This is a genomic window from Bradyrhizobium sp. Leo170 (genome assembly GCF_004296405.1).
Lineage (GTDB): Bacteria > Pseudomonadota > Alphaproteobacteria > Rhizobiales > Xanthobacteraceae > Bradyrhizobium.
On the sequence record NZ_PSRR01000295.1, the window covers coordinates 1 to 10,924 of the forward strand.

Sequence of the window (10,924 nt, forward strand, 5' to 3'; positions counted from 1 at the left end):
CATATTTGGCGTTGGCGCCGTCCTCCCAGGTGACCTTCAGCGCGTCGCGGCCCTTGATCGCCGCGCCGGTGTTGCGGGCAATCACGGCGATCCCGCCGAGCGGCTGGAATTTCGAGGGCCATGGCCAGCCCTTGACTTCCATCACCTTCTCGACGCCGGAAACCTTCGTCGCCTCCGCGCCGTCGAACGACGCCACCTTGCCGCCAGTCACCGGCGGGCGGGCGATCACGGCATATTTCATGCGGGGCAACCGCACGTCGGCGCCGTATTCGGCCCTGCCCGTCGTGATGTCGTGAAGATCGACGATGCTGATCTCGCCCTTGCCCAGGTAACGAAAGTCCTTGGGATCCTTGAGCTTCAGGCCTTCAACGCTCGGCACCGACTCCTTGGCCGCATCGGCGGCCAATTCGCCAAAGCCGAGCTTGCGTCCGCTCGCGCTGTGGACGACTTCGTGATTGACGGCCTTCACCTCGGCTGCCGGCACACCCCAGCGCTTCGCCGCGGCCTGCTCCAGCATGGTGCGGGCCGAGGCGCCGATCTGGCGCATCGGGATCAGATGATGCCGCGTGCTGCGCGAGCCGTCGGTATCCTGGTTGCCGAACTTGACCTCGTCGCCATGCGCCTGCTGGACGCGAACGCGCTTCCAGTCGGCCTCCAGTTCTTCGGCGACGATCAGGGGCAGGCTGGTGCGCACGCCGGTTCCCATCTCGGAGCGGTGCGCAACGATGGTGACCATTCCATCCGACGCGATCGAGACGAAGACGCGCGGATCGACCACAGTACCGTGCGGCATCAGGCTGGCGCCGATCTCATATGCAAAGGCCGTACGCGTCATCACGGGTGCGGCGAGCACGAAGCCGCCGGCGAGGCCGAGGCCCTTGAGGATGCTGCGCCGCGAAACGTTCTCGACCTTGATGTGCTTCTCGAAGCCGCGAAGCTTGCTGGGATTGGTGAGGATATTCATGTCACACCCCCGTCGAGGCGAGATGGACCGCGTTTTCGATCCGCTGGTAGCAGCCGCAGCGGCAGATGTTGCCGGACAGGGCTTCGCGGATCTGGTCGTGCGACGGCTTGGGATTATCCATCAACAACGCCGCCGCCTGCATGATCTGGCCGGTCTGGCAAAAGCCGCATTGCGGCACGTTGAGCTGCCGCCAGGCCTTCTGCACCGGGTGATCGCCGGCCGGATGCAGGCCCTCGATGGTGGTGACCTCGCGGCCGCCGACGTCGGACACGGAGGTGATGCAGGCGCGCACCGCCTGCTTGTCGACGATGACGGTGCATGAGCCGCACAGCGCCTGGCCGCAGCCGAACTTGGTGCCGGTGAGTCCCACTTCATCACGGATAAACCAGAGTAGCGGAAGATCGGGATCACCATCCCAATTCTGTTCCTGGCCATTAATCTTCACCTTGATCATGATCGTCTCTCCCTCTTCCTACAGGAGCCGTCATGAGCGTGTCTTCGAGGTGAGCAAGAAAATCTTTCCTAGGAGATCCCTTGCACGGTCTCAGGCATAACTGACCTCGCTGAGAAACCGCAGACTGCACCGTAGGATCTGATTGATTGTCTGTGTCAGGCCCATCCTCCTGTTTTAATTTCGCTTGGTTCAAGGTATGGACGACTGGAAGCCTAGCACAAAGCGCGGCCGAATAGGATTCACAACGCCCTGTTTGCCTTCGTATTTTAGCGAGGGCTGCCTGCTCGAACGGCGTGCTTTTGGTCAAGGGCCCTTACGCTGTAGCCCTTACGAGACGAGATTTTTTCGAAGCGCTGTATGCGGCTATAAAGATCGACGTGCTCTATTGGAACGCTCTTGAGGGAGATGATGCCGACGTCGAGGCGCCTCACTGCTGCATATTTGGAGCTGGAGTCTAATCAGGAGGTCACGATGAAGATTGATAGCACCACATTTGGCGCGATTACGATTGACGGAACGACGTATCAACACGACGTGGTCGTTCGTCTTTCCGGCGAAGTTGTGAAGCGGAAAAAGAAGCTATCAAAGAAGCTCTATGGTACCTCGCACGTGCTTTCAAAAGACGAGGCAAAGTTTCTCTTCGAGAAAGGGTGCGACCAGGTCGTCATTGGTTCCGGTCAGGTGGGCAACGTGCACCTGTCACCGGAAGCCGAAGCCTATTTCGAAAGGAAGGGCTGCGAGGTGCTGTTGAGGCCGACACCCGAGGCGATCCGGATGTTCAACCGCTCGCACGCCAGGAGGATCGGGCTCTTTCACGTGACCTGTTGAACGAAATGGCCTGGTGAAGCTGTGCATCCACGTTGGATCGGCCGGTTCGGCGCGCCGCTCATCGCCTTTGTTTTGACCATTGCGCCGTCGTTTTCGCCGGCGCGCGCCGTTGAGGATGCTCGCAGGGTAAGCGTCGTGTCCTGCGGCCTTTTCGGCGATCAGGGCGTGTTTAGAAACGAGGCAATCGGTGCAGCACGGGTCGTAGCGGGCCGTTTCGGGAGCGGCCCGGTCAACGTGCAATACAATTGGAAGAAAGGGGGAGGTGCAACGATTGAAGGCCTGGCTAGGTCCTTGCAGGCGGCGGCCAATGGAATGGACGCCGAGAACGATGTTCTGTTCTTGATTCTCACCTCGCACGGCTCCCCCGACGGGCTTGCAGTCAAAGCGGGGCGGCTTACGCAAACGCTCACGCCGTCCAATCTCGCCGGCATGCTGGCGCGGACCGGTATGCGATACAAGGTGGTGGTCATCTCGGCCTGCTATTCCGGGGTCTTTATCCCTCGTCTCGCGAACCCCGATACGTTGGTCATCAGCGCGGCCGATGCCGACCATCCATCGTTCGGCTGCCGGGACAAAGCCAAGTGGACCTATTTCGGCAACGCCTTTTTCAATGTCGCAGTCCGGCAAGCGAAACGCCTGAAGGACGCCTTTGTTGTGGCGCGCTCGCTCGTCAAAAGGCGAGAACTGCGCGAGCACTTCGAGCCGTCGAATCCCCTCATGGCAGGCGGCGAAAACGTCCAGCCGTTGCTCATTGCGCGTCCTTGAGCGACCGGCCGCCTTCGCAGCCGACACCGGGCTGCCGGAAACCTCGTCCGTATGACTCTCTCGTCCGTATGATCTAATGACCGAAACGCGCCGCATGTCCGCCAATGGCCCAGGCCTCACCTCGTGAGCCACGATGAGATGATGCTGCGTATCAACTGCAATCTGCACGTTATAGCCAACGATCCCGGTGTCCTTGCCACTTGTCGCCATCGAGCGCGCGTCAGGATCGGTCAGCGAGATCTGCTTGTCCTCACTCTTCATCATCTCCGCATCGATCGCGTTGAGCCGGACGACCTCCTCCTTGAGCTTCTCTATCTTGCAAGCTGACGCGCAACGAGAATTACTGGAAGAAGGGCCTGCCGTATCTCGATGGCATCGAATTCACCATCATTCCGAACCGCTCGACCGCGATCCTCGCTTTCATCGCCGGCAAGTTCGACATGACCTACCCGACCGAGGTGAAGATCCCGCTTTTGAAGGACGTCAAGACCCAGGCACCAAACGCGGTCTGTGTCGTTGCGCCGACCAACGTCTCGACCAACATCATCGTCAACTCCTCGAATCGGCCGTTCGATAATCCGGACATCCGCCGCGCGCTGGCGCTCGCGCTCGACCGCAAGGCCTTCATCTCGATCCTGTTCGAAGGCCAGGGCGATATCGGCGGCACCATGCTGCCCGCGCCGGACGGGCTGTGGGCGATGCCGAAGGAGATGCTGGAGCAGATTCCGGGCTATCGCCCCGACATCAACGCCAACCGCGAAGCGGCGAAGAAGCTGGCAGGAAACGGACGTCCAGAAGCGCAAGAAGCTGGTCTGGGAGATCGACAAGAAGTTGCAGGAGGACGTCGCCCGTCCGATCATCTTCCACAGTCGACAGGGCACCTGCTGGCAGCCCTATGTCAACGGCGTCACCATCATGGTGAACAGCTCTTATAACGGCTATCGTTATGAGGACGTGTGGCTGAACAAGTAGGGTTCGCCGCAAAGCCACTTGCTGCACTGCATGACTCCGCCTGTAGCCCTTCAGAGACCTGCCGACAACCGGTCACAACGTCTGCTGCTCAGGGGTAGACCGGAAGTGACGGCTTGGCCGCCAAAACGGCGCTCATGACCCACAAGAGACATTCCCTCTGCGGAGGTACGATGCCCCTAACAGGCTGGCTGTTCTGAGGTCGTGATGGAAGCGCCTACTCTGTGGTCAGTCGCTGCCAGGGATGGCACTAAACTGATTGCCGATGTCTGGAATGTGAACGAAAATTCGACGCTGCTGCTACTACCAGCAGGTGCCGAAACGCGATCCGTATGGCATCCGGTCGTCGACCACTTCCCGCCGGACACAAAGAGCCGGTGGAGGTTTGTTGCAGCCGATCATCGCGGTCACGGCGACAGCGGGCGAAGCGAGCGTTATGGATTCAAGGATTCACCGATGACTTGTTGACCTGGATTGGCCAGATGTCAGCGAGGCCATTGGTTGTCGTGGGAGGTTCGATCGGGGGCGCACTGGCTATGGTCGCTGCGGGTGAAGGTACAGCCATCGATGGATTGGCGATGTTGGACGTCCAATAGTACCTGCCTTGGAACGAGTCATGTTCGAGCGGCGGCGCATTCAGGCAGCGGCAAAAACAGGTCATGCGTTGATGACTTCGATCGATCCGAGATATGTTCGCGGCGGCGGATTGATCAAGGATGTTTACAAAGACATCGATCGCTGGAAACGGGCAGCTTGTCGGTTGACGATCCCAACCCTACTGATCGCGGGCGATATTGGCGTAGTGCGTACCGCAGAGGTAGAGCAATTTCGCGTCTACGTTCCGCACGGCGAGATTGAACATCTGCAGACAGGTCACCTGGTGGCGCGAGACGATCCGCAGGGGGTAGCGGCCATACTCGATCGATTTCTGAACCGGTATTGGAGGCAGTAACAGTCAACGGCGACACGGGCTGCCAAGTACTTCAGCTTGTGGCCGCCCTCTTGAGACATGCCGACTGTGTCGCGCTGTGTCCGCTTTCAGGGGTAACCTGGAAGAAATTTGCTCAGGATGAGTTCTTCACAGTTTGACCCTGAAACTGACGTCATGCAGGTGATCGTTTTCGCGGCGCCAATGCGCCTCAGGGAACGATCCGCTGCGCGCGGAACTCGCGCATGAGCCGCACGAACATCTCTTCGCTGTCGACTAAATCGTGGAAGCCGAAGAGACGCGATTTAGTGATGTCGGACATCACGTCCCAGTCGCAACTGAACACGTAATCGGCAAAGGGCCAGGCGACGAGCTCATCGTAGGCATGGGGCTTAAGCCCATATTTCTCTGTCATGACGCGCCAGAGTGGTGCGTTGTCTATCATGTGTGCGGTAAGGCTTATGGTCTGCACGTCGCCGGCTGGAATATCGAAAGCGGCCGCGAGCTTCGGCCACAGGTTCTTCCAGCGAAAATAGTCGCCGTTGGTGATGTTGAAAGCTTCGAGCCCGCAATGAGGCGCGCTCGCCGCCCAAAGCGCCGCATTGGCGAAGTGCGCGGATTCAGTAACCTGGTAGATCGACGTATAGGCGCCAGGCTTTCCCGGAAAACGCAGCGGCAATCCAAGCTCCTTGCTGATCGCGGCGTAGACCGCGATCGCCGGCGCCAGACTCATCGGCGTGCCCGGCGCAAAGCCGCATAAGGTCTGCGGCCGCAGCTCCACCCAGTCCCAGCGCTTGCCGCGTTGGAAAGCGGCGAGCCAGTCGATCTGCTCGAAATAGTAGTTGGGACCCATGTGGCGCGGGTCACCCTCTCGTGCCGGTGTTTTGAATGGCCCGAGGTGTGAGCCATAATATTTCGTGCCGGTCACCAGCACCACGCGGCGCAACGCGGACGATGCGTTGTCGATCGCGGTCACGGCGTTCACTAGCATGTCGCGGTTGGGAGTGATGTTCGATGCATAGCCCGCGGCGGCGCCCGCCGCAGGCTGAAATGCGGAATAGAAGACGTGCGTGGCTTCCGTCAGGCCGGCGAGCTTCGCCGTCGCGTCCTCACGGTCTAATAGATCGACACTGATGTGGCGGTAGCGGGGCACGGCGCCGGCCGCACGGCGCGACAAACCGATGACGGACCAGTCGTCCTGCCTGAGCAGCCGCTCGACGATGTAGCGTCCGATTACTCCGAGCGCTCCGACGACTACGGCCTCTTTGTGCTCGCCCATTTGTGTCCGAGTCCTTTCGACGACGATGGTAGCCGTGTCCTGGGCTCTTGTCGCCTGCGTTGGGACGTTGCCTTGCGGGTACCGGGGCGCTCGGCCTGAATATCCCGGACAACCCTTCGCGCTCGCCGAGCAGGTGATCGAGTGGAACGGCTGACGGCAGAGTCAGCCCCAAGGCGACGAAGCTCGAAACGCCCCACAGGTCCGCTGTTACGGGGACCAACTGACTTACCTCGCGCGTCCTCGACGGCGGGTATCGACCCAACGCTGACGTCAGCTGTCTCGTAAACGCGCTCGCTCCCCGAAGTCGCTCGCATTGGATCAAAGCAGATCACGAATGGCAGTGGCCTTCGCACACGCTAATAGCTGTTTGGTACTGCCTGCATCAGGAGTGCAAGCGCTTTCCTGAAGCTCACCATTCCAGGCACAGCACCCTTGTAGTGCCCCATGCGCACGACCACGAGATCGTGCGACGGAATGATGAGCGTGGTCTGCCCGCCTGCGCCTGCCATGTAATAGGCATCTTTCGGTACCGGAAACATGCCGTCACCATTGATCCAGAAGAAGGCGCCATAGATCGGCCGCCCGTCAGCTTTCCAGGCAGGCGCGAGCGTGCTTACGAATTTGACATAGCCCTCTGGAAGAATCCGTTCGCCGTTCCAAACACCATCGTGAAGATACAAATTTCCAAGACGCGCCCAGTCGCGTCCGGACCCCAAATCGTATCCCTGTCCGAGAAAGTTTCCGAACGGATCGGTTTCGATCACCATTGTACGGATGCCGATCTTGTCGAACAGCGCACGTTGCGGGAACGATAGATAGTCCTCACGACGTTTCTCCACTGCCAGCCGGATCAGATAATTGATCAGCACCGGATCGGTGTTGTGGTAGCGGCCGATCGTGTTGGGAGGCCACTGCAATGGGCGCGTTGCCGCGTAGTGACAGGAGTCGATGGCTCCGGTGTACAGGTAAACGTGGTCGGGATACGGCCCCGAAGGATCGTAATCAGGATCCTGCGGCGCTCTGATCCGGAGTCCGCTCGACATGTGAAGAAGGTCGGCAATCCGTATTTTTGCACGGGGATCATCCGGCGTTTGCCACTCCGGAATCGGTGCCGGCTGCGAGAGGTCGTAGTCGCCCTGTTTCACCAGAATCCCAAGGAGCGTGGCGATCATGCTCTTGCCCATCGACCAGGATTCGAGCGGCGTATGCGTAGTTATGCCTGAGCCGTAACGCTCGGCAATAAGCTGGCCTTTCCACGTGACCGCGAAAGCGGCGGTCATCGCCTCGGCCGGCTCGAAGGCTGCGTCCACGGCCTGCTGAAGCTTCGCCGCGTCGATCTCCCGCGACAATGCCTTATCGGCCAGCACGTCGCCCATCGGCCATTGCTGCGTGGCCGGGTCCGGCAATGCGCTCTTCACGGCAACCGGCTTGAACCTCACGGTCGTTTCGCCGACCGGCAGCGTGACGCAGCCTTGAGAACCGAGATATTTTGCGGTGCGCGTAACTCCATTGGGAAGCGTGACGTGAACCGCTTGGTTGGCACGATCGATCACCGGTTTGCCGACCTTTGCCCGTTCCGCATAGGGGCTCGCGAAATATCCCACATTTTCGGCCGCAAACTGGGGATCAAGTCCCGTGATGAAAACGGCCGAGCACATGACCTTGGCAAATCCCGCCGTATGATGCTCCAGCGGATCCCCCGGAGGCGGCACATAGGGCGTGTCCAGCTCAAGCGATTTTGCACGAGCAATGACAGCACCTTGGGTGGACAGCGGTTCCTCTGCTGCTGCTGCCGTGCTGATGCCTAGGATCGCGACGATCGCGGCAAGCAAGGCTCTGGTCATGGCCACCTCCGATCAAAAGACCTTCGTAGGTTACGAATGCTATCGAATTTCACGGAGAAGGATAGGCTGCTTCGGTGCGTGACTGCGCAGAGCAGCCAATGTCCGCAAGTGGCACCCAGCGGACATGCCGACCCTTCCGATTGGTGTCTACTTCCGTGGGTAGACCGGACATGGCGAAGTAACGCCACCTCCGCCAATTGACCACAACCAGAAATTTTCGAACCCAGCCGGCCGCGCCGGTGTTCGAAAATTGCTGGCACGCAACAAATTCCGCACCTCGTGAACACAAAACATTTGACGCGCTAAGCTTTCTCTACGTTTAGATCATGACATTCGTCGCGGGTGAAATTGCCTGCACTCTTGAGGACCGTAATGCGCAACGCACGCACGCCCATCGCAGAGACTGCCGCCCGCGTCCGGCCGCTTATTCGGCTGGCCGATTGGTCGTGCATGTCCGTGATGACACGGGGTCCGAATTTTCAGCTCGAAGCGGCGCTGATCCGCACAGCAAGAGTGTAACTCTCGGCGCAGGGCCGCTCCCTCCGCCGAACCGGCAGGAGGGCAAGATGAACGCCCGCAACGACGTCAAGAGACCATCCGATCAGAGCTTGGATGCGAGGCTTATGCTGGCAGCCGCTCGACGGCGATTTGCCGCGGGGGTTAATTTTCTCGTGGCTCGCTGGCTCGAGCGCTGCGCCACGAACGTCGAGGCCGCACAACAGTTGTCAAGACCGGCGGAAGCCCACACGTGAGGTCGGGATGGGCGTAAGCCTTGTCGTTTCATCTCCGCGTTGGGATGAGTCCCCATGACGGGGGCAGGCGGCGGGGTGGGAATAGCATCAAGGAAGAAAGAGGCTGCCCACATGGCAGCCTCCTTACTCTATCGCAGATCACCAGGGGTGACCTGGTGAGTCCTCAAAGCAAAGCTCTTCCTCGAACGCGCGGGCTTCAATGTCGACTCTTCACGAACCGGACCGGACCGTCTGATCTGACGATGTCTGCTTGCGCGGGCAAAGCAGACCTCCCCGTTGCACCTCCGGACTTCGCAACGCAGAATAGCGGGTTGCCGCGCTCGACATCTTGCGCCTCCAACTCCCCGGACTCCCGTGCCGCGATGTGGTATGCTTCAACCTGTATTTAGCGTGGTCCTGAGCCTCCTTGGAGGGCTGCATGAGACGGCGCGATTTGATCAGTCTTCTTGGCGGTGCGGCCGTGGCATGGCCAGGGCACTAATAAGAAACGTCTTGCTATCTTCAGCCCATCAGTGCCAAGCGGACTTGCATGGGCATAGCGAAAGCACAGGTTGGCGAGCCTTATTCGCTGAGCTTCGGCGGTTGGGACATATCGAGGGACAAACCTCAAGGTCGAAAGTTACGGCCGAGAGCAAAACACGTCCGGCCCCGAAGCCCTGGCGACGGAAATCGTTCGAAGCAACCCGGACGTCATCTTCGTCGTTGGCCCTGGCGCAGTCATCTTCAAAAAGCTAACATCGCCTATTCCCATCGTAGCGATAACTGGTGACCCCGTTAAGACGGGGATCGCCGACAGTCTGGCGCACCCGGGCGGCAATTTCACGGGAGTTAGCGTCGACGCCGGTCCATCCATTTATGGAAAACGGATCGCACTGTTGCGCGAGATGTTTCCGAAGCTGTCGAAACTTGGCTGTCTCATTGTTCGATTGCAATGGAATAACCCAAGGCCCCGCAATCCGCGCAGCGGCCGAAACGGCAGGCCTCCCTCTCGCGGTGTCTTTAGTGGAAATGGGTACCAGCGAAGCAGGCTATCGGGCGGCGATCGAGAGCATCTCTCGCGACGGTGCAGATGCGGTCATGGTCGTCGAGTCGCTTGAGACCGAGCAAAAAGGCGCTTTGATCGCCAAGTTGCTCGGCGACGCGAAGCTTCCGGCGATTTTTTCGTTTACCGAATCCGTCGGGGCTGGGGGTTTAATGGCCTATTCATTCGACCTGATCGAATTGTATAAGCGCTCCGCACACACACTATCGACGCAATTCTCCGGGGAGCAAAGCCCGGCGACATTCCGTTTTACCAAGTAACCAAATTCGAGTTGTCCATCAACCTCAAGACAGCCAAGCAGCTGGGGCTTTCCGTACCTCCTGCGCTCGTCGCGAGTGCCGATACGGTAATTGAGTGACAAAGGTCCGGTTATGGCCCAGGCTGTGTGAGAACGCGAAGACGCTTAATCGCGATAGAGCAAGTTATTCGTTCGAGATCGTTTTTAGTGCACGCATCGCAAGCCGATTCGATTTTGAAATCCCTAGGCCCAAACCGGCTGTTGGAGGCTGGGCAGAGCATGTCCGTTCTGCCCGGGTATTTCAGACATCAACTTGTTCCGCTATTGCCAAGGCATCGTCCACTTCGATACCCAGATATCCAACCGTGCTTTCGATCCTGGTGTGGCCAAGCAGAAGCTGGACGGCCCTGAGATTGCCAGTGCGACGGTAGATCAAGGTTGCCTTGGTGCGTCGGAGCGAATGCGTTCCAAATGTGGGTCCAATCCAATGCTGCCAATCCAATCGGACACGAGGCGCGCGTATTGCCGAGTTGTCATGCTGCGCTCAGGACCACGACGGCTTGTGAACAGGAACTCGCCGGGCCTTTTGTTGGCAGCCTTTAGATAATCATCAACCGCTTGGCGGGTCTGTTCGCCCAACTCGAATCTGACAGGCCGTCCGGTCTTCTTCTGTCGAACCGTTGCGCGATCCGCCGCGTAGCCGCTGGCGGCGACATCCTCGACCCGGATGGCAACGACGTCACAGCCACGAAGCTTGCTGTCGATTGCCAGATTGAACATGGCAAGGTCGCGAGTGCGGCCCTCAAGCTGGAGTTTTGTCCGGATCGACCAGAGTGTTTTGGTCGCAGCGGCGGCTTTGTC

The 10,924-nt window shown here is 59.4% G+C and carries 11 protein-coding genes and 2 pseudogenes; 8 read left to right on the plus strand and 5 right to left on the minus strand.

What is annotated here, in order from left to right:
- Both CWO89_RS33650 and CWO89_RS33655 read right to left on the minus strand, forming a co-directional pair.
- Positions 1-964: molybdopterin cofactor-binding domain-containing protein (locus CWO89_RS33650; RefSeq protein WP_130582780.1), on the minus strand; the 964-nt coding region annotated here is incomplete at its 3' end.
- A 1-nt stretch (position 965) separates the two neighbouring features.
- Complete coding sequence (locus CWO89_RS33655) at positions 966-1,418, minus strand: (2Fe-2S)-binding protein (RefSeq protein ID WP_130582781.1); 453 nt, start codon at positions 1,416-1,418, stop codon at positions 966-968.
- A 471-nt stretch (positions 1,419-1,889) separates the two neighbouring features.
- Here CWO89_RS33655 and CWO89_RS33660 point away from each other — a divergent pair, with 471 nt between their 5' ends.
- From CWO89_RS33660 to CWO89_RS33675, 5 genes are all read left to right on the plus strand, one after another.
- Positions 1,890-2,246: an Mth938-like domain-containing protein gene (locus CWO89_RS33660; RefSeq protein WP_130582782.1), complete on the plus strand. Its 357-nt coding sequence runs from the start codon at positions 1,890-1,892 to the stop codon at positions 2,244-2,246.
- Positions 2,247-2,267: 21 nt separating this feature from the next.
- Entirely contained in the window at positions 2,268-3,011 is a 744-nt protein-coding gene (locus tag CWO89_RS33665) for a C13 family peptidase (RefSeq protein ID WP_130582783.1), read from the plus strand.
- Positions 3,012-3,385: 374 nt separating this feature from the next.
- The gene (locus tag CWO89_RS33670; protein WP_245476702.1) at positions 3,386-3,946 is read left to right on the plus strand and encodes an ABC transporter substrate-binding protein; all 561 of its coding nucleotides are present in this window, start codon (positions 3,386-3,388) and stop codon (positions 3,944-3,946) included.
- Positions 3,947-4,187: 241 nt separating this feature from the next.
- Positions 4,188-4,448 (plus strand): alpha/beta fold hydrolase, encoded by a 261-nt coding sequence (locus CWO89_RS49735; RefSeq protein ID WP_463703156.1) that lies wholly within the window; start codon positions 4,188-4,190, stop codon positions 4,446-4,448.
- A gap of 148 nt (positions 4,449-4,596) precedes the next feature.
- Entirely contained in the window at positions 4,597-4,932 is a 336-nt protein-coding gene (locus CWO89_RS33675) for an alpha/beta fold hydrolase (protein ID WP_130582784.1), read from the plus strand.
- Positions 4,933-5,119: 187 nt separating this feature from the next.
- Here the strand turns inward: CWO89_RS33675 and CWO89_RS33680 are convergent, their stop codons facing one another.
- Together CWO89_RS33680 and CWO89_RS33685 are read right to left on the minus strand one after the other, a co-directional pair.
- The gene (locus tag CWO89_RS33680; protein WP_130582785.1) at positions 5,120-6,187 is read right to left on the minus strand and encodes an SDR family oxidoreductase; all 1,068 of its coding nucleotides are present in this window, start codon (positions 6,185-6,187) and stop codon (positions 5,120-5,122) included.
- A gap of 356 nt (positions 6,188-6,543) precedes the next feature.
- Entirely contained in the window at positions 6,544-8,031 is a 1,488-nt protein-coding gene (locus CWO89_RS33685) for a serine hydrolase domain-containing protein (protein WP_130582786.1), read from the minus strand.
- Positions 8,032-9,388: 1,357 nt separating this feature from the next.
- On the opposite strand from CWO89_RS33685, the pseudogene CWO89_RS49740 reads away from it, so the two are divergent.
- From CWO89_RS49740 to CWO89_RS49745, 3 genes and pseudogenes are all read left to right on the plus strand, one after another.
- Positions 9,389-9,880, plus strand: a pseudogene (locus CWO89_RS49740) (ABC transporter substrate binding protein); the annotation flags it as partial.
- Positions 9,786-10,085 (plus strand): type 1 periplasmic-binding domain-containing protein, encoded by a 300-nt coding sequence (locus CWO89_RS33695; protein WP_130582787.1) that lies wholly within the window; start codon positions 9,786-9,788, stop codon positions 10,083-10,085. The pseudogene CWO89_RS49740 and the gene CWO89_RS33695, both read left to right, overlap by 95 nt.
- A complete protein-coding gene (locus CWO89_RS49745; RefSeq protein WP_502702935.1) occupies positions 10,067-10,183 on the plus strand; it encodes a hypothetical protein in 117 nt (38 codons plus the stop codon). Before CWO89_RS33695 ends, CWO89_RS49745 begins: the two co-directional genes overlap by 19 nt.
- A gap of 181 nt (positions 10,184-10,364) precedes the next feature.
- On the opposite strand, the pseudogene CWO89_RS47205 reads toward CWO89_RS49745, so the two are convergent.
- Positions 10,365-10,924, minus strand: a pseudogene (locus CWO89_RS47205) (tyrosine-type recombinase/integrase); the annotation flags it as partial.